The following is a 24,805-nucleotide window of genomic DNA, read 5'->3' on the forward strand; positions in this document are numbered from 1 at the left end:
TGCCAGACCGCTCACCCAGAAGTATAAGCCGATGGAATTAACCTGGGTCACCCTGATGGTCGGTTGTATTGTTTTTAACGTATCCGCAGTCATCCGTCATTTACTCAGCGGTACGATAAGCGATTATGTAAAACCTCTCGGGGATGCATCTTATCTAGGGGCGCTGGCCTATCTGGCCATCCTCTCCACCATGATTTCGACTCTGCTGTCCAGCTACGCATTAACTCATCTGGAAGCTTCGAAGATGAGCGTGTTCAGCAACTTCTCCACCTTAATTTCCATCGCGGGTGGCGCCTGGATTTTGCATGAACCCGTCAGCGGTTACCATTTTGTCGGGGCGATTCTGATTATTGCAGGTGTACTCGGAACCAATATGAGTGGCAGAAAACAGAGGCTGGTCAGTGAAGTCAAAGCATGATACAATGTAAAAAATTGTAAACGGACGTTATCAACGATGATGAAGAGAAGTACATACGACAGCGTGCTCCAGAGAGCCGGCGGATGGTGGAAGCCGGTGCACAGATCGTATGGAAATGGGCTTCGGAGTTCCGAGCTGAACACAGTCTGAAGCCTGCAATCGGGGTACGGAAGGTAAGTAGGCAAGGCGGCATGTTCAGTCGTTACCCACGGACAGGATATCGATCAGGATATCGGCTGGTTCCCGTCTGGTTTCTCAGACAGTTGTCCATCCATCTTGATCCGTATCTCCAAGCGGGCCGCAACCAGCGGCCAATTAAGGTGGCACCGCGAAGTAAAAGCTTCGTCCTTCTATTCTGTTCCCTCACGGGAATCAGGAGGAAGGACGAGGCTTTTTTTGATACCTACATACTGTAACAGGCTGAAAGGGGGTGATGGTCGTGGAAGATGGCTGGTGGCGTCAGCAGATTAGAAGGTTCGAACCATTACAAAATCAAAGGAGAATGAACCATGAATATGAACAAGGATGTTATTTTGACTGGAGACCGGACCACAGGGCAGCTTCATCTCGGCCATTACGTGGGCAGCCTGCGCAGCCGGGTGCAATTGCAGAATGAATACAAAACGTATATTTTACTGGCAGATGTGCAGGCGCTGACCACCCACTATGATCAGCCAGGTTTGATTGCAGATAGTGTCCATCAAGTGACTCTCGATTATCTCGCTGTAGGTATCGATCCCAACCAAGCCACGTTGTTCATCCAATCCATGATTCCGGAGATTGCGGAATTAACGGTGATCTTCTCCATGTTTGTCACCGTGAACACGCTTCGGCACAACCCCACCATCAAATCCGAAGCGCGTGATCGCGGATATACGGATCTATACTACGGTTTCTTGGGTTATCCGGTCAGTCAGGCCGCTGATATTGCATTCTGCAAAGCAACGCTCGTTCCAGCAGGCGAAGACCAGATTCCACATGTAGAGACTGCACGCAAACTGGTCCGAAGATTTAATGAGCTCTACGCTCCGGTTCTGCCTGAACCACGCATTTTGACTGGAGAACGGCTTGGCGGGCTCGATGGGATCGGCAAAATGAGCAAGAGCATGGGTAACGCTATCTCCTTAAATGCGAGTCCTGATGATGTACACGCCAAACTGACCAAGGCCAAGACCGATCCTGCACGTGTTCATCGTACCGACCCAGGCCATCCTGACATCTGCCCGGTATTTGCATACCATCAGTTATTCCGGAAGGAGCATGCTGAAGAAATCCATGCCAGCTGCAGTCAGGGCACCATCGGCTGCAGAGATTGCAAAGGTTTTGCTGGCAGTGCGATTAACGATTTGATTGCGCCCTTTCGTGAACGGCGAAATGATTATGAGCAGCGGAAAAATGAAGTGAAAGAAATTCTTGTCGAGGGTACCCGCCAAGCACGCAAAGTCGCGCGTGAAACGATGCTGGAAGTACGAGAAGCAATGGGGATTCGTTATTTCGATCTTTAAGATTAAAGGAAAAGGCTGAATTCAGGATAGGATTCATCAACTTAACTACTCGCTTTTCTGTATGAAGACCACAAATCACGTTAACACTGCTGAGGATAGTCTATCGCGAAAAGGGGACCCCTCAGCATGAAACCTAGACAACCTTCTTTTTTGCAAGCCATGATGTTAATTATGTTATCTGTCGGCCTAATCAGCCACGTCCTGATCATTCCTGCCTTATTAAGTGCAGCCAAAAGGGACTCCTGGATTTCTGTCCTGTTATCGGCAGGACCCTATCTGGTATTTGCGCTCATGCTTGCCTATGTCTCTCGTTTTCTTCAGCATCAAACTTTACATGAATGGCTGACTTCCCATCTAGGCAAGCCCCTTGGCTTGCTCTTCCGGATCGGAAACAGCCTCTTTTTCTTGTCCGTCATCTATTTCACCCTGCATGATACGACTACCTGGGCTAAAACCAGTTACCTGACGGAGACGCCGATATTGGCAACAAGCATTGCCCTTATGTCTCTCTGTGCCTATGCGGCCTACAAAGGAATTCGTTCGCTCGCATTTACAGCTGGACTCGTTCTGCCTCTCGTTGTACTGCTTGGCTTCTATGTCGCGATCGTAAATACCCAATACAAGGATTACAGCCGCCTGCTTCCCGTTCTTGAACAGGGCTGGCATCCCGTTTTTCACGGCATGGTGTACAGTCTCGCAGGCATGTTTGAGCTGCTGTTTATCTGGTACATCCAGCCCCATTTGGCTAAACGAATCCGTATATGGCAGTATCTTATGCTCGCATTTATCATTCTTGGACTGACACTTGGCCCACTTATTGGTGCAATCGTAGAATTTAATCCTTTTGAAGCGGCCAAGATGCGTTATCCCGCTTTTGAGGAATGGCGAATTGCCTCCTTGGGCAAATATATCGCACAGACCGATTTCTTCTCGATCTATCAGTGGCTCGCCGGTTCATTTACCCGAATAAGCCTTGCCATGTATATTGTGGTAGAAATTTGGAATATTAAGAGCGCCTCCAGAAGGTTAATCAGCTTGGTTACGATAGCTGTTTTGTTTATTCTTTCCATGCTGTACCGACTGGACGATATGACATTCGAGAAAATGCTTGTTGACTATATCTTCCCATTCAATCTCATCTATCTAAGCGGATTAGCCATTATTGCAACCACCGTTGCATTCATCACTTCACGCCATCAGAGGAGGAAACATCATGGAGCACCAAGCGATTGACATCACGTCCCATGAAACGCTGCTTGCCTCTTTGAAAAAACAATTCGATCCCTGTGCGGATGTCGTTATTCAGACTTTCCCTGCCAAAGATGAGACCGATAAGTCGGTCATTATGCTATATTGTGACGGTTTGACCGATGGCAAGCAAATTAACCAGTTCATTATTCCCCGGCTGGAACAGCATTCTCTGCTTATCGAAGAAGCACATCCCAAAGAATTGGGATTAACACTGAATCCGATCGAAGATCTTACAGATGCAGAGAATATTAACCTTCTGATTTTCAGTGGACAATTGCTGCTCATCTTCGGAGACGGTGAACAATCCTGCAGTCTGAATATTGCGAGTATACCAGGCAGAAATCCTGAGGAATCAGCTATTGAGTCATCGGTCAAAGGGCCACGTGATGGATTCACCGAAGAATTAAGCGTAAATATTGCACTCATTCGTAAACGAATGAAAACCTCTTCCATGTGTTATGAGAAATATGTAAAAGGTGGCCGTACTCAGACCTCTATCGCCCTTCTGTATGTAAAGGACATTATTAATCCGGAGATTCTAGAAGAAGCTCGCAAGAACCTGGACGTGATTGAAATTGATGGCATTCTCGGTACATCTATTATGGAACGTTCAATTATGGGAGGCATCCGCAGTATCTTCCCTCTCACGGATAATACAGAAAGACCTGATTATGTCGTGAGTTCACTCTTAAATGGGCGTTTTGCTGTTTTAATCGAGGGCTCCCCCGTAGCCGTCATCGCACCAACTACGCTGTTCAATCAGTTGAAATCACCGGAAGATGAGAGTACGCCTTTTTTTATTGTGACATTTGAACGAATCTTGAGGATTTCAGGCTTGCTTATTGCCTGCTTTTTTCCAGCCTTTTATATCGGTCTGACCAGTTTTAACGTGGAGCAGATCCCTCTACCTCTTCTGGCAACCATTGCTGGAACACGTATGGGCCTTCCCTTGCCAGTAACACTCGAAGCATTTTTGATGATCTTTATGTTTGAATTATTCAATGAGGCTGGCCGCAGACTGCCGCGTGCACTGGGCCAGACTGTCAGTGTGGTCGGTGGACTCATCATCGGAGATGCGGCTATTCGTGCCGGAATTACTTCCCCCACCATCATTGTTTCCGTGGCCATCTCGGTCATTTCCAGCTACATTTTGGTGAATACGGTACTAAGCGGAGCTACAGCCCAAGTTCGAATCGGGATGCTTGTCATGTCTTCCCTCCTTGGACTGTTCGGTTTCATGCTTGGGCTATTCGCCCTACTGGTACACCTCGTTTCCTTGGAGTGTTATGGCGTATCCTATCTGTCCCCCGTATCTCCCTATATTCCCGGTGACTTCACCCAATCCGTATCCATGCGTCCCTCCTTGAAGAGGACCAAACGTCCGGCCGCACTCCATACTCAGGACTCTACCCGTCGGAGGAAACCTTCGTGAACAGATGGCTTTCCCTGGGCCTTATGCTTATGAGTTGTCTGATCTTACTGACGGGGTGCTGGGATTCCAAAGAAGTTCAGAGTATTAACTTTATTACGGGTATAGGGATCGATTATGAGGACGATAAATATATCGCTTACGCCCAACTGATCGATTTCTCCAGTATTGCCAAGCAGGACGGGCCAACTTCAAGGCAGGCAAGCGACATCTGGATTGGGCGAGGCGAAGGCACAACGCTTAGTATGGCGATTAACGACCTCTATCAGACTTCGCAGCAGCAAACCCTTTGGACACATGTTAAAGCAATCGTTTTATCCAAAAACGCCCTTAATGGTCGGCTCGATGATATTTTTAATACACTGCTCCATTCCGGTGAGCTGAGATATACACCTTGGATTTACGGTACGGAACAAAGCATACCCGATGTTCTTGCTCCGGCTGCCTTGTTAAACCAATCTACGCAAACCATTGAGCTATTCGAACCAATCAAACTATATAAGCAATTTTCCGCCTTTGAACCCATCCGCCTCCATCAACTTCTGGACGGTTTTCGCGAGCCTTCTTCGGTCATCCTGTTGCCATCAATTACTAACAGAAACCAAACCTGGTTCAACGGGGATAAAAATCCCCCTCTAGTTAAAACCGATGGATTTTTCGTCATTACAAACGGCAAAAACCAGGGGAAAGTGTCCGGCGAAGACGCAGATGGTACTCGATTCGTAAATTACGATCATGTCTACCAGTATCCGTTGTACGTATACAAGAGTGGGAGGAAATTGCCTGATCTGACTCTTAGGCTCCATGATCCGCATACCAAGGTTTCAGCAAGGATGGAAGGAAGCGGGGTCACCTTCGACCTATCTACTTCGGTAAAAGGCGTTATCATTGAGGAACACGTCTCTCACCAGTCTCCCCAAATGATGGAAGAAGCAGCTGGGAAACAGATCGAGTCCGAAATCCGTGATACGTTCGAAAAAACCAAATCACGCCAGATCGATTCCTATGGTCTAGTGGAACATCTGTATCGTCATGACCTCGCTCTGTGGAAAGAGTACGTCCAGAACCGGGCAGATCCAATTCAACGATTCAAACTTGGAAAAGTGAATGTTCATGTAAAAATCCTCAATGCCAGCACGTACAAGTACACGGAGTAATATGTACAAAAACGACCAGCCACCTGCAGTAGTTGCGAGGTGGCTGGTCGTTTTTGCATGAAGATTTAAGTCAGCGGAAAAGCCATGACACTCATCAGTGCCAGTTCGGGCTGTGTGGTATCCAAACGACTGTATTGAATGATGACTGGTACATTACTGGAAACGGTGATGGCATACGGCACACCTGAGGGAATAGACTGATCTCCGGAATGAAGTGAAGCCGTACGGATATGTTTGGTCCTTCTTCCTCGCACGCTCGCTTCTATATTCTCAATTGGTTCTCTGTCTTCAAAGAAGATGGTTATATCAAGTTCTGCCTGCTCCTGACCGGTATTGAGAACACAAATGCTCTCATGACTCTCCAGAGAGCCCTGACTATCTGGCGGTATGTAACCGTCTGGAATAACCCAATAAGTGTGACCTGTCGCCACGACTGCCTCACTATTTGCCAGGCGGCCTGCTTCAGTATGCTCTCTTGCCATTAGGACTCCTCCTCTATGAATGATGTTTATCCGTCCTATCTACCGTAGATACATTTGCAGCGGCTGCAGCCTAAGCTCACGGATCGCTTCCGCTACTTGTGCCGCGAGGCGCCGTCCGCCGCGTTCCTGAAAGTGCGTATTATCCTCCACGCCTGCCGGGAAGTTCAAATATTCACCCGGAAGCACCCACATGAAATCTTCCTTGGTTCCTTCAATCCCCGCCTGCTCAAACAAAATACGGCTCCGTTCAGCAAGGTCGATCAGTGGAACATCTTCCTCTTGCGCCAGCTCTCTTACGGCCACAATGTAATCACCATGTGTATCGGTTAGCGTACCATCGTCCGTAAAATAACGCCGGTGAACGGGCGTCACTAGCACCGGGCGAGCACCGGCCCCGCGGGCTGCATCGATATACTTCTTCAAATATTCCTTATATGTTGTGAATGGTTCCGTTCCCCGTTCCGGGTCCGGTTTCTCATCATTATGTCCGAATTGAATGAACAAAAAATCCTCAGGCTTAATACGCTTCATGATCGCATCCAATCGGCCTTCATTGATGAAACTGCGAGAGCTTCGTCCCGACTGTGCGTGATTATCAACGGCAACATCATGCTTGAATTGAGCCGGCAGCAGCTGTCCCCAGCCACAGTATGGGTACCCGCTCTCCGGCTGATCCGTTACCGTGGAATCTCCCGCCAGAAATACGGTCATCGTCTGATTGGCAAGTGTAATCTCCAAGGCGTTAATTCGCGGAGCTGGGCCGGAGAAGGACAGACGAAGCCTTCCGCTTCTTACCACAACTGAAAATCTAACCTCGGCACATTGTCCCGGCAGAGTACGAATCGTTGGCAGCATCAATCTGCCTTCACCAGCCTTGACTCTGGTGACCGTCTCAGCCAGCTCATCTCCAGCAATGAGAAGCACCTGATAAGTGCCGTCTGGCACATCAACGATAAACGATGCCTTGAGTGGAATGCAGAAGCTTGAACGCAATCGGGCAGACACATTGGCCTGCCCCGAATACTCCTGATTTTGCTGTACGATATCTGAATCTTCTGTCTCACCAGACCGCTGTTTCTCATAAACTCGGGAATCCGGCTCAAATCCGTAACCGATTGTATCCCTGTAGATACTATTGGCTGACACTTTCCGGTACCCTTCAATGTCCGCACCTGGACCGAAGTCAAATTTCCAGTGCGTAATCTTCTCTTCATTGCGGGCCTCTGCCTCGATGGCAACGGCTTGACTACCCAGAGCTTTATCCAATAGGAACAACCTCCCTGTTTAAGCTTTTGGATGAAGTGATAATCGACAGTGAATAAAGTTTATCCTTTCAGTCCGCTGGTGCTCATGCCCTGTACAATCTGTTTCTGGAAAATGAAGAATACGGCTACAACCGGAATCAGACTGACGATGGACATGGCGAACATCGCACCCCAGTTGGAGGCAGACTCGCTATCCAGGAACATTTTGAGCGCCATTGATACCGTATATTTATCCGGTGAGTTCAGATACAGTACCGGCCCCAGAAGATCCTCCCATCTCCAGTAGAAGGAGAAGATTGCGGCAGTTGCCAGCGAGGACTTAATCAATGGCATGATAATCTGAATGTACAATCTGAATTTGTTACATCCATCAATCGTTGCTGCTTCATCCAGCTCTTTTGGAATCGTACGAATGAACTGCACCATCAGGAAGATGAAGAACGGCATTCCGAAGAATGTAGGTACTACAATGGGGAGAATCGTATTCAACCAGCCCAGCTTCGTAAAGATAATGTATTGCGGAACCAATACCACGTCATGCGGCAGCATCAGAGTCAACATCATCAGGGAGAACCAGAAGCTGCGGCCTCTGAAGTTAAGTCTGGCGAAACCGAAGGCAATCAGCGACGAGGATAAGACTGCACCAATAGTGGAGATGACTACGATAACGAGTGAATTGGTGATGTAGTCCATAAACGGTCTTCCGCCCGCACCTTTCCAGCCATCCACATAGTTGCTCCAGATCCACTCTGCAGGGAAAAGGGACTCCGCGGTAACGAAGATGGTACGGCTCTCCTTGAATGAACTGAACAACATCCAAAGTACCGGATACAGCATCAGGAGGGCTAAAGCCGCAACGAACAGATGATAAATCGGCCACTTTACATTTCTCCAAACCATCGTTACTTCCCTCCTTCAGATTCATAGAATACCCAAAACTTGGATGTCAGGAACACGGCTACGGTGAGGATACCGATCATGATGAGCATGATCCAGGCCATTGCCGAAGCGTAACCCATATTGTTAAACATAAAGGCCTGACGGAACAAGTACAGTGAATACAGCATCGTACCATCCATTGGACCACCTTCTCCTTTGGAGATGATGTATGCAGGCACGAAGGTCATGAATGCACCGATGGTTTGCATAATCAGATTGAACAGGATGATTGGGCTAAGCAGTGGCAATGTGATGCTAAAGAATTTGCGTACCGGGTTAGCACCATCCACACCTGCCGCCTCATACATCTCGGGGGAGATATTTTTAAGGCCTGCCAGGAAGATCAACATGGAGGATCCGAACTGCCAGACCGATAGGGAGATCAGCATCACAAGGGATGCATTGGGATCACCGAACCAGCTGATAGGCCCGATTCCGATTGCGGTTAGCGCACTGTTAATTACACCTTCATTACTGAAAAGGTTACGCCACATGATCGACACCGCTACGCTACCACCAATAATGGATGGGAGATAATACAAGGTACGGTAAGTCCCGACCATACGGGAACCAGTATTCAGGATCATGGCGACGAAGAGTGCGAAAACCAGTCTCAGTGGAACACCAATGAATACATACAGGAAGGTTACCTTAACCGAGTTCCAATACTTGGGATCTTCAAAAAACATTTTGGTATAGTTGTCCATCCCAATCCACCGGGGGGAAGTGAATAGGTTATAACTCGTGAACGACATGTATAAGGACACAAACATCGGGATTAGCGTAAAGCCCAAAAATCCGATAATAAACGGACTAATAAATGCGTACCCGGTCAGGTTTCTGCGCAACGACGAATACTGCCTCAACGGAATGAACCTCCTTTATTGATCTGCCTGCTTCCGACAAACGGGGTATTAACAATTGGACGGGGAAAGGCCCCCGCGGTTAGCGAGCAGCCCCAGTCCCCGTCATCCCGGGTGGGATGAGCAAGCAATCATTCAACTGTTATTTATTGTTGGCCAGAACCGCTTCGGCGTTTTTACGGAATGTCTCCGCTGCCTGTTCCGGTGTAATTCTGCCAAAATTCAGTTCTTCAACAGCATCCGCCAGAGACGCAATGACTTCAGGGGAACCCACTGGCGGTGGTGGACTCATTGGGGAAGCTTTTGGCTCCATGGCCGCTACAAAGTCAAATACCTGCTTCGTTGGCTCACTCAGTTCAGGTGCAATGGCATCCTTGATTGCGCCAGAGATCGGCACACCGCGCTCACCCTTGATCAGTTTGTTGGCTTCCACGTCGTTCACCCAGAAATCGATGAATTTGGCCGCTTCTTCCTTCACTTTGGAGTTCGAAGTGACTGCCCAGTACATACTTGGTTGCATGTAGAGACCCTTCTCCATGTCCGGTCCAGGCATAGGAGCAAACTCCAGTGGACGGTCAGCAACTTGCTGTACGGCTACGAACTGGTTGGACCATTGCCAGATTCCGATTCCTTTGCCTTTGACCAGATCGGATTCCTCGATAATCCCCTTCGTTTGGTTAGCTATGTCCGGCGAAGGTGCCGCTCCTTGTTCGATCATGCGACGCATCAAACCGAAGAACTCGACAAACAGTTTATCATCGTCATACCCAAGTCCCGTACCTTCAGCATTGTATAGAGACAAACCTTTGGTCCGCAGGAAGTAGTGGAAGAAAATATCAGGGGCTACCCCGCCATCCAAATACAGTCCTTTTTCTGCGGTTTGTTTACCCAGCGCTTCGTATGACTCCCAAGTCAGATTTTCCGGGAATGTATCTACTCCTGCCTTTTTGAGCAGTGCCGGGTCATAGTGGAAGCCCAGTACGTTAACCCCGGCAGGTACACCATACTGCTTGCCGTTGATTACGCCAGTACTGATGACGTTTTCGGAAACATCATCCACCTTGATCTGATTACCAAGGTATGGCGCCAGATCTTCCAGCTGACCATTTTGTGCATATTGGCTGATGTAGGAAATATCCATCTGAACAATGTCTGGCAACTGATTCGCTGCAGCTTGTGGAGCGAGCTTCTTCCAGTAGTCATCAAACGAGGCATACTCGACATCAATTTTGACGTTCGGATTTTTCTCTTTGTACAAGTCAATGACCTTCTGTGTGTATTCATGACGTGCATCTGAGCCCCACCACGCGATACGCAGCGTCACCGAGCCATCTGCTGATGTTCCTCCCGACCCTCCATCTGAGCTGCACGCCGCCGTAAATACCAGCAGCATAGCCATCATCAGGAATATTGCCTTTTTCACCATGCCAATCTCCCCTTTTTGTGTGGATATGGTTATGTGAACGGGTTATCCTTGTCTTTCTGATAACGCTTTCACAAACTTGATAATGTCATTTTCGCAAATGTACGACCAGAGTTGAATACACAAATCCGTCTTGTTGGTTCAAAAAACAGAGGAGGACAACATTCACCCTTCACGGTGTTGTTTGTCCTCCTCATATAACGACCAAGGAGCGGCAGCTAATTGTTATATGCCGGATCTTCGGTATTCGGTTGGTGTCATGCCGGTCCACTTTTTGAACACCTGACTGAAATATTGCGAATTGCCCCCGAAGCCGAACAGTTCCGCAAGCTCGAATACTTTGACATCCCCGCCCCGGCGAATGTGCTCACATGCTCGCTCAATGCGCAGGCGATTCACGTAGTTGGAGAAATTTTCTCCTGTCACTTTTTTGAAAATTTTGCCCAGGTAATCCGGATTCATATACAGCATCTGATGGGCAACACCATTCAGTGAAAGATCAGCCTCACCGTAGTGTTTATCTACAATATCCATCATCTTCTCCACGGCGGAAGACTGACGGCTTATATGATTTTTATAATATCCGGAAGTCAGATTGGCTGTGCTGTTGGCGATAAAAGACTTCAGTCCGGACAAAGTATCCATGTGAGGAAGCTCTGCCATCCGCTGAGTAAACTCCGTTGCCTCTTCAGGCGGACAGACATGAATCATGGCCGAATAGAGCTGAACAACATAAGATCGGGTTAACTCAATATCAAGCTGCTGTCCGGATAAACGCTCAAACAGGCGATCAACTTCGACACTGGCTTCCTCGCTATTACCCGACTTAATCAGTTGGCACAATTGTTCGGCATCCTGCTCGGCATGAACGCCTTCACATTCCCCGGCAATGGCTACATCATTCTTCGTGATCAATTTGCCTTCTCCGATGAAAAAGCGATGGTTTAGACATTGCAGCGCCTCACGATACAGACGCCGTGACTGGACCATGTGGTCCGCTTCGCTAAGTGCAGCAGTCACTTGTAATTTATAGAGCCTGGTAAAAGCAGCTCTCACTTCCTCAATTCTCTCCCTTAAGTCAGTGGAATCAGCCGAATCTTCCAGCAGAATCAGCAGCTTGCCTTCAATGGTTGTGCTCAATAAAACATACGGCAGCAGATCGCTGGCAATGTTCTTGATGGCAAACAAATGACTGTAGTCATGTTCGTCCGAGATGTGGAACAATAACAAGCGAACTTGACTTGCTTCGAGTTTCAGATCAAACAGTTCCTGATAATACTCCAGATCGACCGGACCATATGTCCGATTGGTCATGAACTCGAGCAAAAATTGTTCTTTTACATGGGGAAGTACTCTTTGCAGCCGCTGCTTCATTTCCCCTGCCACATGCTCTTTTACCTGTGCATCCTGATGCTCTTGAAGCAGTTCCGACAGGGCATCATGAATCTGATTTTCATTGCAGGGCTTCAGCAAGTAATGCTTCACGCCATATTGCATGGCCCGGCGGGCATATTCGAACTCTTTGTAACCGGATAGCATGATAAACCGGAGTCCAGGATAGGCTTCAGAAGCCTTTTCTATAAGTCCCAGTCCATCCAAACCCGGCATGGATATATCGGTAATAATAATATCAGGTCTGGAAAGCCCGATTTTGTCCAATGCCTCAATCCCGTTCCTGGCGGTGTCCACCAATTCAGTACCGGCTGCTGCCCAATCCACCACTTGGGAGATCCCCTCCAAAATCACACGTTCGTCATCTACGAGCATCACTTTGTACATCGTCATCGTCCTCTCTGATCCAAGGTATTCTGATCGATACTACGGTCCCGGCACCGGGATTGCTGCTCATGACCATGCTGCCCTCCTCACCGAAGGTCAGCCTGATCCGTTCCTGGATGTTGGATAAACCTATGCCTTGCCCTCTCGTCTGAATGCGTCCTTCCTGCAATTGCTTCAAGAATTCCGGGGTCATGCCCGGTCCGTCATCCTCTACTTCAATGATAATCTTGTCATCTTCTGCTCGGGCTCGAATCCGAATTTTGCACGGATGTATACTTGGTTCAAGCGCATAGTGAATGGCGTTCTCCACCAGAGGCTGTAACGTTAGCTTCGGAAGACGTGCACTCCCCACCTCAGGAGCAATATCCATATCAAAATCAAGCCTTTCCTCAAATCGCGTGCGCTGAATGGTCACATAACTTCGGACGATATCCAGCTCTCTTTCCAGCGTGATCCACTTCTCGGACATATTCACTGAACTTCGCAGCAAGAAGCCGAGCGCCTCGACCATCTCGGAAATTTGCCGCTGCTTCTGCACTTTGGCCAGCCAGTTAATGGACTCCAGCGTGTTATAGAGGAAATGCGGATTGATCTGTGCCTGAAGCGCTTTCAACTCTGTTTCCCGAATGACCAGCTGCTTCGCATAATTCTCTTCAATCAGTTCCCTGATGCGCTGCAGCATCATTTTAAATGTACGATGGAGCAGCCCAACTTCATTTTGGGACGATACCGGAACATTGCCCAGAGCAGCCTCCTCCAGCTTATCCAGATCCCCTTTTTCAATATTGCGCATCTTCTTGATCAACTGAGCGATGGGCTGTGTAATACTGCGGGACAGCTTAGCTCCAAATACAAGTGCCACCAGCAAAATCATAAAGAAAATGACAGTAACCAACTGTTTGACAAACTGTATCTGCTTAAACATCTGGTCAAATGGCGTCATATAAAGGTACACCCAATCCGTATAGGATGAATGCGCACGGGCGACGAAATTCCTTCCCTGTTCAAACATGGAAATCCCGTAAGGTTGGGTGCGCTTCAATTCGGATTCCAACTCGGAATCGGTCACTGAGGATTGCGTGGGATAGATGACCTCTCGTCCATCCGTAATTAACAGCTGCGAGTCCTCAGCGGGGTGCTGCATCTGGTCCTGAACAATACGATCCAGTCGTACACGGATAATCAATGTTCCGAGCTTCTCCAAAGTGAAGGCTCCACCTGTGAAAGACTTGACCTGTCTTACGGATAAAAGTCTCGCCTGCTGATCTCCGCTCGTATACCATGCATTGGATCCTGAATATTGCTGTCCAAGCGCAACCAGTTCCGCCTGCATGGACTCCGATATTCCCTCCCGGTTCCCCGCAGCCATAACGTTATTGTCATTATCGATAAAAATCATGGAATAGACGTACTTCTCTGACCCTGCATATGCGACAAGCCTATTGGTTATTTTTTTGAGCAGGCCGTTTTTCTCATATCCCGATTCCGCCTTATCCAACTGTAAGAGGTACTGCTGGAGCGGCTCATCCGACATGACCTTGAAGGAGAGATTGGCAATTTCGCGCAGTTGATTCTCGATGCCCACGGAAGACATATTCAGTACCTGGGACGACTTTTCATAGATTTGGCGATCATAGATTCTGAATACGTATCCTAGGACAGACACATAAAACGTGAAGCTGATCAGCATCAAAAATCCGATGAGAAGAATGGTTTTGTGATGGATCGGCAGCGATGTGAAAGCGTTCTTAATTTTTCTCATCCAAAGCGCTCCTTTGGCCCCGCGAAGGGTGCAGGCAGGTGTGAGAGTCTCGTTCTACTGTAAGTTATTTTCATATTTACACATCCATGGGCAGATGACAAGTCATATTTATGCAACATATAGAGTCCTATTCAAAGGCACTTAGAAAAAGAAGCCGGATTGATCATCAGATCAACCCGACTTCTCGAATAGAATAACTTCACATTGCTGCTTACGGATTAACGAATACCGTCTTCAACTTCGCTACATATTGCACATCAAAGCCAAGACCTTCGGCTACCATGGCTAGTGGCACATACGTTTTGGACTCCTTGCCCACCTTGTTCAGGAACGCAGGTGTATCTACTGCAACAGATGCGCCGTTCACCTGAACCGCACTTGCACCAATCTTCACAGCTACCTTACGGTCTCCGTATGTAATGGTTGCTGTGGAGGTTTTATTGTCCCAAACCGTGGTAGCTCCTACAGCGTTTACGATATCCTGAATCGCCACAAAATTTTTCCCATTGCGAATGATGGGTTTATACGGCGTATTCAACGTTTTGCCGCTAACGATGATGTTCATCGGTTCACCTGCTGCAGGCGCGGTCAGTTTCGTATAATCACCCCAGATCGTTTCTGCAAACACCTTGGCGATCGCTTCGTAACCAAACTGGTTCGGGTGAAAATCACGATCCTTGATCATATGTGTCATGGTTCCCTCGCCGCCAACAAATTCTTTGGCTACGTGTGCCACTTTTACATCCATCCCCTGTGCGGTGAATTGGGAAGCAATGCCATCAATGGTTGCCGTAAAACCTTCGGATGCTTCCATGAGTTTGGCATATAATGCTTTTCCCGCCACTTCAGGCATAGGCTGGTACTGGTCAGCAATGACAATCTTGGCTTCGGGATTAATCGCATGAATCGTATTGATTACCTCGCCGACATTCGCGGTATATGCTGCCAGCAGTTCCTTAACCTTAGCTTCCAATTCCGAGTCACTTAGAGTATTGGCTGTACCCAGCAATTCGGATACATCATTGCCTCCAATGGTAATCGCAATGAGATCAGCTCCTGCTACGCTCGCGCGGATTGCAGCAATGTTGGCTCCCATCTGCCCGGCTCTTGGATCTGGCAAACTCGGCTGAATGGCTTCAGAGGTCAATGTTTTGCCTTCATTTATTGCAGAGGTAAAATTCTTCAATCCAATGCTCTTCAATCCGGCGATACCATAGTTATCCACCTGAGTGCGGCCATGGAGCAATCCTTGCTCCTGCAAGCGCTCTACATAACCATAAGGCAGGCCCTTAGCATTCGGCTCGTATCCTACCGTAATCGAATCTCCCAAAGTAACGATTCTGAACTCCTTCGTTACGGCTGCAGCATCCTTCTTCACATTGGCGGCTGCCGTTGTTGTACCGGCAGGTAATGTGCTGGTGCTTGTATCCGCTGCATGTGCCGGTAATGCCGTTGATGCAAACAGCATCATTCCAGCCAGCATGCCTGCTGACAATGCAGCCGACGTGTTATTCCATGTACGTGTACGCTTCATTCGTGGTAACACTCCTTTTTCTCACATTGATAAGATAATAACTTGAACTTGATTACACAGGTTCGACTCCGGTGACAGAAGTTCACATATTTCTATTCTAGCATTAAAAAGTAGAGATGTCGTACGGACATCAGCCTGCTCACAAAACAACAGACTCCCCTCTGCGGGAAGTCTGTTAAGCTTATAGTCCTAACTTGTGTTTACTTGTTACAACGGTGGTTTAATGATCTTTCTTTTCCGTTTCTGCGGAGTTATTTTTCTCGGCAGAACGTTCCAGATAACGATCATAACGATTATCCACTTCACGGGCCATATTCCGGTACATCAACGTTTCCTGAACAATCGGGTCCGTTTCCGTCTGTATGCGCACCTCATATTTGGGAGGAATCAGCTGACGTTCACGCTTGTCCGTGTCGCCGGACTCTTCCATCTCCCCTTCAGTCAGCATTTCACTCAAACGTCGTTCCAGTTCCTTGGATTCATCCATCGTTCATCGCTCCTTCAATTTAAGTCCATAAATTACAACCAAATACTATTGCACCTATACTCCGATGGCCAGAACAATCTTCCGATCGCTGTTATCCCCGAATTTTAGTGTTTTCTTTTCAAAGGAAAAAATTCGGGGATAAAGGCGAACGCTTCGCTTCTCCAGATTTTTTTCTGACCCTCGTTTATGTGCAATATACGTTTGTTGAATCATTTAAGAATTAATAAACTTACTCCAAACCGGTTGCTTTGGCTTCCTTGAGTACATCTGTCAGTGCATCATGAATTTTGCCGTTCGTGGCAACCACATGACTTACAGACAACTGATAAGGTGTGCCAATTGTATCGGTGACCTTGCCGCCCGATTCCTCAACAAGCAGGGCACCTGCCGCGATATCCCACGGTTTCAGTCCAACTTCGGTGTATGCACTGAGTCGACCTGCAGCAACATATGCCAAATGCAGAGCAGCCGATCCACCCGCACGCAGGCTTCGAACTTGCGGTGCAAGGGCCTGTACAGCCGCCATATTGACTGGCAGGGCATAGGTAGTATCTGCCGGGAAGCCCACTGCGACCAAGCTCTGGCCCAGGCCCTGTTCATTGGATACAGCCATTCGGTTCCCGTGGACGTATGCACCTTTGCCTTTTTCAGCTACAAACAGTTCGTCTCTGGAAGGATCGTAAATGACCCCTACAATGACTTCACCATGATGAGCCAATGCAATGGACACCGAATAAAACGGAAATCCATGGACAAAATTCGTTGTTCCGTCCACGGGGTCCACGATCCAAAGGAATTCTTCTTCCTGCGCCTCTTTCAGTGCTTTCGCAGAAGCCTCCGGTCCGGGCTCAACACCCTCTTCACCGAGAATGGCATGGCCCGGAAAGTGGGTTAAAATCAGGCGGCGGATCATCTGCTCCGCTCCTTTGTCCACTTCGGTCACAAGATCCTGCGGAGAATATTTGGTTCCAGGTTCGCCTATGGTACCGAGACGGCTCTTGATCCATTCACCCGCTTTGGAAGCTGCATTAATGGCAACAGCAGTATAGCTTTTGCTCGTCACGACATAAGGTGTTTTTTCCTTCTCATTCAAAGCGTTCACTCTACTTTCTATATCAATCTACGAAAAGTTAAAATACTTGTTAAAAGTATACGCCCCACAGGGTGTAAAGTTTCTTGCTGCCCAGGCCCCTTTTGGCTCTAGGGATGGATAATGACTGTAGATTCGTCCACCCATTCCACGCCTTCTTCGTGGTAGAAGGCCAGCTTCTGCATGAGCTGCACCAGTGCTTCATCCTTGCGCTTCGCCTCGATCATGACATCAAGTTCCGGCGTATCTGCGGCAATATGACGCAAAAAGGATAGTAGAGGCTCTACTTCAACGCCATCGGCATGTCCACGGATATCCTTCTCGCTCTTCGGACTGGATACGTGAATTTTCGGCGGCAATGGCCGATCTGCAGGGGAATCCGCCTGTGCCAGCGGCGACTGCCACGTCTTCCATATGTCAGGCCACAAATCCCATGGCTGTTCGCCTTCATTATTGACCCACTGATGATGAATATCCAGCACCATCGGCAGTCCCAAGTGCTGACATACCGCCAGCGTTTCGGGAACGTTGAATGTTTTGTCATCATTTTCGAGGGTCAACCGTTCCTGGATATCCCGATCAAGCTTCAGAAAATTCTCTTCAAAGCGCAGCGCTGCACTAGGCTTGTCCCCGTATGCACCACCAATATGTATATTATTCTTGGCAGTGGCATTCAGTCCCATGGCATCCAGCATCCGAACATGATGACGAAGGTCACGCATGGAGTTCCTGAGCACTTCCTCCCGCGGCGTACTTAGAACGGTAAAATGATCCGGATGGAAGGATACCCGCATTCCGTTTTCCTTCACAAAATCACCAATGGCAGTAAAATCGGACTGGAGTGCCGGGAATGGATCCCAATCCATCAGATCCTCATGTGTCGCCAGCGGAATTAATTTGGAAGAAAAACGATATACATGAATATGGCTGCCCTTGTTATGTCTAAGCAACCGTAACGTATTATGCAAATTCTCGGCTGCAATCCGTTCCAGCTTGCGAATGGCTGCATCCCTGTCATCGATTTTCTTGAAGCTGGCCATGGTCATCGTGCGGGAAGGAGACGCATTCTCTACCAGCACAGACATCGCCACATAACCAAAACGTACAAGCATGGTGTTCTTCCTCTCTGTTAGGGCGGAATTCCTGCCTGGCATCTGCTGCCGTCAGGATTTCCCGTCACTGTATATAACCAAGTTTTACCCTAAAAGAAAGTCCGTAATCGCTTGCCTCACAATTCCGTTCATTGGTCCCATACGATGAAATAAGGATTACCCCTGTGCCTGTTCTCCAAAGAACATTTCGTCCGCAAGTGCAGTCTGAACACGGGATTCTTCCTCATTCAGCTTGCGGATGAGCAGCATCTCCACTTCAGTTACTTCCTGCCCTTGGAAGTTGATCTCTGCAATGGAAGCAACGATCTTGACGATGGCTACAGCCACGTTGTCAGGTGTATAGGCAATAACCTTCTGTCCGGTCGGAAAGACCCGGAAGCCCTGTTTTACCATTTTCCCGCGGCCGTATTCCAGCAGTTCAAACAGCTCCTGCTCGCTCTTGAATTTGCATACGGAATTGAATTCAGTCTGAAATCCCATCCATACTCCTCCTTGTAAAGTCTTTTACGTGAATGTAAACAAGAGTTCCATTTTAGAAATTTAAGCCTGTACGCCGTTCTCGTAGTTCAGTGCTTGCTTGCGGTTGTACCGCTCCAATGCCAGCTCAATCATGCGATCCAGCAGTTCCGCATACGATACGCCCGTCTCGCGCCACAGCAACGGATACATGCTATACGGAGTAAAGCCAGGCATTGTGTTTACTTCATTAATAAGCAATGCCCCATCCGATTTGCGAATGAAGAAGTCAGCCCGGGAAATACCGTTGCCCTCAATCGCGCGGAATGCCTGCAAGGCTGCCTCACGGATACGATCAGCGGCTTCAGAATCCAGTGGAGCGGGAATCAGCATCTGTGATTGGCCATCAATATACTTGGCTGCATAGTCATAATATTCACCAGAGGATACGATTTCTCCTGGCACCGAGGCCATCGGCTCATCATTACCAAGTACACTTACTTCCACCTCGCGTGCCTCAACAAACTCCTCAATAACAACCTTCGTGTCGTATCGCAGCGCAAATTCAACGGCCGTCTTCAGTTCATCCCGGTTGCGTGCTTTTGAGATCCCTACGCTGGAGCCGAGGTTCGCCGGTTTGATGAAACATGGGTAGCCCAGCTGCTCCTCCACTTGGAGGATCATGTCGTGCTCGGTCTGCTTCCACTGGGTCGCATTAAAATAAGTAAAGGCACATTGGTCGATTCCAGCCTGCGCAAACAGCTTTTTCATGACCACTTTGTCCATACCGCCTGCTGAAGCCAGTACACCTGCACCCACATAAGGCATATCCGCCATCTCGAACATCCCTTGGATCGTACCATCCTCACCAAACGTGCCGTGCAGCAGCGGGAACATAACGTCCAGTGCATCTTCTCCGCCATACAAACGTGCAAACAAGGCGTTCAGCGCTTCCTGGGTTCCACCTGCCGCCTGCTCCAGCTTCAGATCCTCAATCTGTGCGAATGGCGCGTGCATTACAGATCCTTTTTTCCATGTCCCCTGCTTGGAGATATAAAAAGGAACCAGTTCATACTTCTCATAATCAAAAGCGTTCGTTACAGCAAACGCCGTTTGCAGCGATACTTCGTGTTCCCCTGATTTTCCGCCGTAAACGACGCCAACTGTTAATTTATCCATGCTCATGCGTAACCTCCGATTATCTGTGCATGATGCTGTCATACCTGTATGGTCAGCATCAATTTTATTCTTTCTTAGGGCTTATTTTACACGGAACTGAATGTCCACGTCATCCAATCCCTGTATATCTTTCTTCAATTAAAACTCATCTGCAATATGAAAAAGCCGGTACACCGTCCGCTCCGTCCAAGCGTAAGAATCCCGGTAATCCCAATAGCGGTGGCGACTGCTGACCGTATGTGCATTGACGAGCGGCATGCCTCCCGCATCGAAGGCAGTCACAACAGTACTATGCTGAAACCTGCCGTCTCCGTCCCAATCGTAGAGAATGACATCTCCGAGCATCAACTGTTCGGGGCGATCCACTTCGGTTGCTGTCAGACCCCAGCTGCTGCTCCCCAGATACCGCTCCAGACTGTTGGATACAGCCCAGCTGTAGCTCCACATTTCGGTGCTGTTCACATAGCCTTTGTACCACCAGCCCGCTTCTCTTCTACCAGTATAGTGGATGGGTGCTCCCCCTGCAAAGAGACATTGGGAGACGTAATTGGTGCAGTCTACCTCGAATTCCTCAAATGCCGGGTTTCCCGCATTCCACCACCGATCTGCATAAGCAACAGCCAGGTCTCGCCGGTATAATTGCTGCCTGGAACTTCTTCCCTGGCCAAGCACTTCCCTGTTCAGCAGCGGCCGATTAATCGCCTGTACAAAATCCGCTTGCTGAAAAGGTCTCCCTTCCCCTGCCGGACGCCGCTCCGGAACTTCTCTTTCGACCCGTCCAATCATCCAGGTGCCACCCTGCCTAAAAAAGGTCAACCGTTCCCGCTCAATCCGATCCTCCCGGTGGGTGATTCCACTCTTCTCGTAGAAAAGCCTGCTGTAAAGTTGTACATCCACCACCGATTCTTCCGGACCTTCCGTAACCGTACGCACAAGCTTGGCACTGGTCTCGCTGCGAAGAGGCACTGCACGCCGTTTGCGATACCAATCGTCCAGTCTGGCCATACGCTCTCCCCGCTCCAGCACAAATTCCGGATCCGTGACAATCCGCTCGCTCGTCTGTGGACGATAGTCGATTTCGCATCGGTTGTACTGGTTCACATAGGTGTATAAGGCACTCTTCCATTCCCTTTCCAAGCTTGTGTCCCCCTTTGGCACTTGAGTTCTCTCTGGAAAATACAGTTGTGCATACTACTTCTATTCATATGAGGCGTATACCGGTTGTATGTGTTCCACTCAAGGATCGAGTGCCGAAAATCGGAGACTTCGTCAGCAGGAAGTATCGTAACGAACCAATATTAACGAAAACGCCTTCATTGTTCGTAAAGCTTGTTTGGACAGGCAAAAAGCCCTTTACGTACGGAGGTGAAAACGGTATACTTAATACTAAAGTTGCAATTATGAAATTACGTTTCATCTGATGAAACCAACGAACAAGGACACGGAACGATGAAGGCCTGTTCTTCCACTTAAATGAACTTTATCTTCATCTCACCGACACATTTTAAGGAGGTACATGTATGTCAGCCAAGAACCATTTCTCCGCAGCCCGCAGTCTTGAGGTCGGAGGCAAGTCTTACCGCTACTACAGTCTCGATGCTCTTCAGGAAGGCGGCTACGGCGACCTTTCCAAGCTTCCCTTCTCCATTAAAGTGCTGCTCGAAGCAGCAGTTCGTCAGTTCGACGGACGCGCGATTACCGAAGAACATGTGAAACAACTTACCGGCTGGGCAGAAGGCCGTGACAATAACAAGGAAATTCCATTTATCCCTGCACGTATCGTCCTGCAGGACTTCACTGGCGTACCGGTTGTCGTGGATCTTGCCGCGATGCGTGATACGGTGAAAAAGGCAGGCGGCGATCCAAAACAGATTAACCCGCTCGTGCCGGTTGACCTCGTTATCGACCACTCCGTTATGGTTGATGCATTCGGAACCAACGACGCTCTCGACTACAACATTAAGGTTGAGTTCGAGCGTAACGAAGAGCGCTATCGCTTCCTGCGCTGGGCACAGACGGCGTTCAACAACTTCCGTGCTGTACCGCCATCCACAGGGATCGTTCACCAAGTTAACCTGGAGTACCTGGCTTCCGTCGCTGCAACCAAAACGGTTGACGGCGAAACCGTCGTGTTCCCGGATTCCCTCGTAGGTACGGACTCCCACACCACCATGATCAACGGACTCGGCGTTGTTGGTTGGGGTGTTGGCGGAATTGAGGCCGAAGCAGGAATGCTTGGTCAACCACTGTACTTTGTAACACCTGACGTTATCGGTTTCAAATTGACAGGCAGCCTGAGCGAAGGCGCAACAGCTACGGATCTGGCTCTCACTGTCACTCAAATGCTTCGTAAAAAAGGCGTAGTCGGCAAATTTGTCGAATTCTACGGTCCAGGCCTTGCCAACATCAGCCTCGCTGACCGTGCGACTGTTGCCAACATGGCACCGGAATACGGCGCTACGATTGGTTTCTTCCCTGTCGATAGCGAAACATTGAACTATATGCGCAGTACAGGACGTTCCGACGAGCAAGTGGATCTGGTTGAAGCTTATTACAAAGCACAAGGCATGTTCCGAACTTCCAGCACGGTTGATCCAGAATTCACCGACGTGATCGAGCTGGATCTCGCTTCCGTGGTACCAAGTCTCGCAGGTCCTAAGCGTCCACAGGATCGCATCGAACTGACGCAAATGAAAGAAAGCTTCAACAGCATCATTCGTACTCCGGTCGATAAAGGCGGATACGGACTGAGCGATGAGAAGATTGAAGAAACAGTGCCTGTGAAGCACCCTGACGGTTCCACTAGTGAACTGAAAGCAGGCGCGGTTGTGATTGCAGCCATCACAAGCTGCACCAACACATCCAACCCAAGCGTTATGCTTGGAGCGGGTCTACTGGCGAAAAAAGCAGTTGAGCGCGGTCTGACCAAACCAGGCTACGTAAAAAGCAGCTTGACTCCAGGTTCCCTTGTTGTTACCGAGTATCTCGAAAAGTCAGGCCTGAACGTATACCTCGACCAGCTCGGATTTAACGTTGCCGGTTACGGCTGTGCAACTTGTATCGGTAACTCCGGCCCGCTGCCAGACGAAGTAAGCGAAGCCATTGCCGAGAACGATATGACTGTAGCGGCTGTATTGTCCGGTAACCGTAACTTCGAAGGCCGTGTGCATGCTCAGGTAAAAGCCAACTATCTGGCTTCTCCACCACTCGTGGTAGCTTACGCTCTCGCGGGTACGGTCAATATTGATTTTGCTACCGATCCAATCGGTTATGATACGAATAACGAACCAGTCTTCCTGAAAGACCTCTGGCCTAGCTCCGAGGAAATCAAGGATGCGATTGCAAGCTCACTGAATGCTCAGATGTTCCGCAACAAATACGAGAATGTATTTACAGCCAATGAGCGCTGGAATAACATCCCTGTACCGGAAGGCGAGCTGTATGAGTGGGATCCAAACTCCACGTACATTCAGAACCCGCCGTTCTTCCAAAACCTTGGCGACAAGCTGACTGATATTGCAGACATCCGTTCTGCACGTGTTATGGCTTTGCTTGCTGACTCCGTAACAACGGATCACATCTCGCCAGCCGGTAACATTGCTCCATCCAGTCCAGCCGGACTGTATCTGAAAGAGCATGGCGTAGAACGCAAAGACTTCAACTCGTACGGCTCACGCCGTGGTAACCATGAAGTCATGATGCGCGGTACGTTTGCCAACATTCGTATTCGTAACCAGGTGGCTCCAGGTACAGAAGGTGGTATTACGAAGTACCTGCCAACAGATGAAGAGATGTCCATCTACGATGCTTCCATGAAGTATCAGGACGAAGGTCAGAACCTGATCGTTATTGCAGGTAAAGAGTATGGTACAGGCAGCTCCCGTGACTGGGCGGCAAAAGGTACATTCCTGCTCGGCGTAAAAGCCGTTATCGCAGAAAGCTTCGAGCGTATCCACCGCAGCAACCTGGTGGGCATGGGCGTTATGCCACTGCAATTCCAGGAAGGCCATGGCTGGTCCAGCCTCGGTCTGAACGGACGTGAGACGTATGACATCACAGGCCTCAGCAATGATGTGAAGCCTGGACAAGAGTTGACGGTTACGGTAACCCGTGAAGACGGAACCAAGTTCGACTTCCCTGTCATCGCTCGTCTCGACAGCATGGTTGACGTAGACTACTACCACAACGGTGGTATCCTGCAAACCGTATTGCGTCAAATGATGAAAAAAGCTTAATTACATTAACAATTAAGGTGATAAATTAATATAGAAAGCTCCCCGCTACGTGCGTTTGGCACGAGATGGGGAGCTTTTTTTGTATTTCTTATTAAACGGCTTCTAAAAATCTATTCTTATTGCAACTTCCGAATCATCAGGCGGCGAAGGGATGCGATATATCCCCCTGCAGTTTAATTTCTCCACGTTGATCCAGTCCATGAAGTCATCCCCTCCATAACTCCGAACAAAAACGGCGTATTCCAACTTGCCATCATGATCAATGGACTCTGTATATTCTGTAAATGGGTGCTTTCCCTCTATACTCTGCAAAAAATCGGAAAATTCACTTCTCCACTCTTCCATCTGCTCTGCATATTGATCGGGAACATAATAATAGAAACCATCTGGCGTATAGTACGAAATTTTCATTATCATTCTTATATCCTCCTACAGTTAC

Annotated in this window: 21 protein-coding genes and 1 other annotated feature; of the genes, 6 read left to right on the forward strand and 15 right to left on the reverse strand. The window is 48.7% G+C overall.

What is annotated here, in order from left to right:
- From MH144_RS27695 to MH144_RS27715, 5 genes are all read left to right on the forward strand, one after another.
- Positions 1–418, forward strand: a 418-nt coding sequence (locus tag MH144_RS27695; protein ID WP_239305453.1) for a DMT family transporter, incomplete at its 5' end; no start/stop codon positions are given.
- Between the two features lie 27 nt (positions 419–445).
- Positions 446–771: a binding site (T-box leader), on the forward strand.
- A gap of 156 nt (positions 772–927) precedes the next feature.
- On the forward strand, positions 928–1,923 hold the full coding sequence (gene trpS, locus MH144_RS27700) for a tryptophan--tRNA ligase (protein ID WP_239305454.1): 996 nt from the start codon (positions 928–930) through the stop codon (positions 1,921–1,923).
- Positions 1,924–2,049: 126 nt separating this feature from the next.
- Positions 2,050–3,156 carry a GerAB/ArcD/ProY family transporter gene (locus MH144_RS27705; RefSeq protein WP_239305455.1) on the forward strand — a complete coding sequence of 369 codons (1,107 nt, stop codon included), beginning with the start codon at positions 2,050–2,052 and terminating at the stop codon, positions 3,154–3,156.
- The gene (locus tag MH144_RS27710; protein WP_239305456.1) at positions 3,137–4,606 is read left to right on the forward strand and encodes a spore germination protein; all 1,470 of its coding nucleotides are present in this window, start codon (positions 3,137–3,139) and stop codon (positions 4,604–4,606) included. Before MH144_RS27705 ends, MH144_RS27710 begins: the two co-directional genes overlap by 20 nt.
- Positions 4,603–5,760: a Ger(x)C family spore germination protein gene (locus tag MH144_RS27715; RefSeq protein ID WP_239305458.1), complete on the forward strand. Its 1,158-nt coding sequence runs from the start codon at positions 4,603–4,605 to the stop codon at positions 5,758–5,760. The genes MH144_RS27710 and MH144_RS27715 overlap by 4 nt, the downstream gene beginning before the upstream one ends.
- A 65-nt stretch (positions 5,761–5,825) precedes the next feature.
- On the opposite strand, the gene MH144_RS27720 is transcribed toward MH144_RS27715, so the two are convergent.
- The 14 genes from MH144_RS27720 to MH144_RS27785 all read right to left on the reverse strand — a co-directional run bounded on the left by MH144_RS27720 (position 5,826) and on the right by MH144_RS27785 (position 21,268).
- Complete coding sequence (locus tag MH144_RS27720; protein ID WP_239305460.1) at positions 5,826–6,242, reverse strand: sensory rhodopsin transducer; 417 nt, start codon at positions 6,240–6,242, stop codon at positions 5,826–5,828.
- 39 nt (positions 6,243–6,281) lie between these two features.
- Positions 6,282–7,475: a rhamnogalacturonan acetylesterase gene (locus MH144_RS27725; protein WP_239305523.1), complete on the reverse strand. Its 1,194-nt coding sequence runs from the start codon at positions 7,473–7,475 to the stop codon at positions 6,282–6,284.
- Between the two features lie 92 nt (positions 7,476–7,567).
- Positions 7,568–8,407, reverse strand: a complete 840-nt coding sequence (locus tag MH144_RS27730) for a carbohydrate ABC transporter permease (RefSeq protein WP_095362134.1) — start codon at positions 8,405–8,407, stop codon at positions 7,568–7,570.
- Between the two features lie 2 nt (positions 8,408–8,409).
- Positions 8,410–9,312: a carbohydrate ABC transporter permease gene (locus tag MH144_RS27735; protein WP_221192845.1), complete on the reverse strand. Its 903-nt coding sequence runs from the start codon at positions 9,310–9,312 to the stop codon at positions 8,410–8,412.
- A gap of 139 nt (positions 9,313–9,451) precedes the next feature.
- Positions 9,452–10,735 (reverse strand): ABC transporter substrate-binding protein, encoded by a 1,284-nt coding sequence (locus MH144_RS27740; RefSeq protein ID WP_239305461.1) that lies wholly within the window; start codon positions 10,733–10,735, stop codon positions 9,452–9,454.
- Positions 10,736–10,957: 222 nt separating this feature from the next.
- A complete protein-coding gene (locus tag MH144_RS27745; protein ID WP_239305463.1) occupies positions 10,958–12,511 on the reverse strand; it encodes a response regulator transcription factor in 1,554 nt (517 codons plus the stop codon).
- Positions 12,486–14,273: a sensor histidine kinase gene (locus MH144_RS27750; protein ID WP_239305464.1), complete on the reverse strand. Its 1,788-nt coding sequence runs from the start codon at positions 14,271–14,273 to the stop codon at positions 12,486–12,488. The genes MH144_RS27745 and MH144_RS27750 overlap by 26 nt, the downstream gene beginning before the upstream one ends.
- A gap of 211 nt (positions 14,274–14,484) precedes the next feature.
- Positions 14,485–15,807 carry an SGNH/GDSL hydrolase family protein gene (locus MH144_RS27755; protein ID WP_239305466.1) on the reverse strand — a complete coding sequence of 441 codons (1,323 nt, stop codon included), beginning with the start codon at positions 15,805–15,807 and terminating at the stop codon, positions 14,485–14,487.
- A gap of 220 nt (positions 15,808–16,027) precedes the next feature.
- On the reverse strand, positions 16,028–16,294 hold the full coding sequence (locus tag MH144_RS27760; RefSeq protein ID WP_239305468.1) for a hypothetical protein: 267 nt from the start codon (positions 16,292–16,294) through the stop codon (positions 16,028–16,030).
- A gap of 229 nt (positions 16,295–16,523) precedes the next feature.
- Positions 16,524–17,387: an inositol monophosphatase family protein gene (locus MH144_RS27765; RefSeq protein ID WP_275440344.1), complete on the reverse strand. Its 864-nt coding sequence runs from the start codon at positions 17,385–17,387 to the stop codon at positions 16,524–16,526.
- Between the two features lie 107 nt (positions 17,388–17,494).
- Positions 17,495–18,496 (reverse strand): UV DNA damage repair endonuclease UvsE, encoded by a 1,002-nt coding sequence (uvsE, locus tag MH144_RS27770; RefSeq protein ID WP_239305470.1) that lies wholly within the window; start codon positions 18,494–18,496, stop codon positions 17,495–17,497.
- A gap of 156 nt (positions 18,497–18,652) precedes the next feature.
- Entirely contained in the window at positions 18,653–18,976 is a 324-nt protein-coding gene (locus MH144_RS27775) for a hypothetical protein (protein ID WP_175395419.1), read from the reverse strand.
- A gap of 60 nt (positions 18,977–19,036) precedes the next feature.
- Entirely contained in the window at positions 19,037–20,137 is a 1,101-nt protein-coding gene (locus MH144_RS27780) for a D-alanine--D-alanine ligase (protein WP_154896862.1), read from the reverse strand.
- Positions 20,138–20,269: 132 nt separating this feature from the next.
- Entirely contained in the window at positions 20,270–21,268 is a 999-nt protein-coding gene (locus MH144_RS27785; protein WP_239305471.1) for an amidase domain-containing protein, read from the reverse strand.
- Positions 21,269–21,651: 383 nt separating this feature from the next.
- Here MH144_RS27785 and acnA point away from each other — a divergent pair, with 383 nt between their 5' ends.
- The gene (gene acnA, locus MH144_RS27790) at positions 21,652–24,366 is read left to right on the forward strand and encodes an aconitate hydratase AcnA (protein WP_239305472.1); all 2,715 of its coding nucleotides are present in this window, start codon (positions 21,652–21,654) and stop codon (positions 24,364–24,366) included.
- 102 nt (positions 24,367–24,468) lie between these two features.
- Here the strand turns inward: acnA and MH144_RS27795 are convergent, their stop codons facing one another.
- Positions 24,469–24,783, reverse strand: a complete 315-nt coding sequence (locus tag MH144_RS27795) for a hypothetical protein (RefSeq protein WP_239305473.1) — start codon at positions 24,781–24,783, stop codon at positions 24,469–24,471.
- Between the last annotated feature and the right edge of the window lie 22 nt (positions 24,784–24,805).

The organism is Paenibacillus sp. ACRRY (assembly GCF_022346995.1).
Classification (GTDB): Bacteria; Bacillota; Bacilli; order Paenibacillales; family Paenibacillaceae; genus Paenibacillus.

What these genes read in the sequence shown, in the direction of transcription:
- trpS (WP_239305454.1), top strand. Translation starts at nt 928, where the DNA reads ATGAATATGAACAAGGATGTTATTTTGACTGGAGACCGGACCACAGGG.
- MH144_RS27705 (WP_239305455.1), top strand. Translation starts at nt 2,050, where the DNA reads ATGAAACCTAGACAACCTTCTTTTTTGCAAGCCATGATGTTAATTATG.
- MH144_RS27710 (WP_239305456.1), top strand. Translation starts at nt 3,137, where the DNA reads ATGGAGCACCAAGCGATTGACATCACGTCCCATGAAACGCTGCTTGCC.
- MH144_RS27720 (WP_239305460.1), bottom strand. Translation starts at nt 6,242, where the DNA reads ATGGCAAGAGAGCATACTGAAGCAGGCCGCCTGGCAAATAGTGAGGCA.
- MH144_RS27730 (WP_095362134.1), bottom strand. Translation starts at nt 8,407, where the DNA reads ATGGTTTGGAGAAATGTAAAGTGGCCGATTTATCATCTGTTCGTTGCG.
- MH144_RS27740 (WP_239305461.1), bottom strand. Translation starts at nt 10,735, where the DNA reads ATGGTGAAAAAGGCAATATTCCTGATGATGGCTATGCTGCTGGTATTT.
- MH144_RS27745 (WP_239305463.1), bottom strand. Translation starts at nt 12,511, where the DNA reads ATGTACAAAGTGATGCTCGTAGATGACGAACGTGTGATTTTGGAGGGG.
- MH144_RS27750 (WP_239305464.1), bottom strand. Translation starts at nt 14,273, where the DNA reads ATGAGAAAAATTAAGAACGCTTTCACATCGCTGCCGATCCATCACAAA.
- MH144_RS27755 (WP_239305466.1), bottom strand. Translation starts at nt 15,807, where the DNA reads ATGAAGCGTACACGTACATGGAATAACACGTCGGCTGCATTGTCAGCA.
- MH144_RS27760 (WP_239305468.1), bottom strand. Translation starts at nt 16,294, where the DNA reads ATGGATGAATCCAAGGAACTGGAACGACGTTTGAGTGAAATGCTGACT.
- uvsE (WP_239305470.1), bottom strand. Translation starts at nt 18,496, where the DNA reads ATGCTTGTACGTTTTGGTTATGTGGCGATGTCTGTGCTGGTAGAGAAT.
- MH144_RS27775 (WP_175395419.1), bottom strand. Translation starts at nt 18,976, where the DNA reads ATGGGATTTCAGACTGAATTCAATTCCGTATGCAAATTCAAGAGCGAG.
- MH144_RS27780 (WP_154896862.1), bottom strand. Translation starts at nt 20,137, where the DNA reads ATGAGCATGGATAAATTAACAGTTGGCGTCGTTTACGGCGGAAAATCA.
- acnA (WP_239305472.1), top strand. Translation starts at nt 21,652, where the DNA reads ATGTCAGCCAAGAACCATTTCTCCGCAGCCCGCAGTCTTGAGGTCGGA.
- MH144_RS27795 (WP_239305473.1), bottom strand. Translation starts at nt 24,783, where the DNA reads ATGATAATGAAAATTTCGTACTATACGCCAGATGGTTTCTATTATTAT.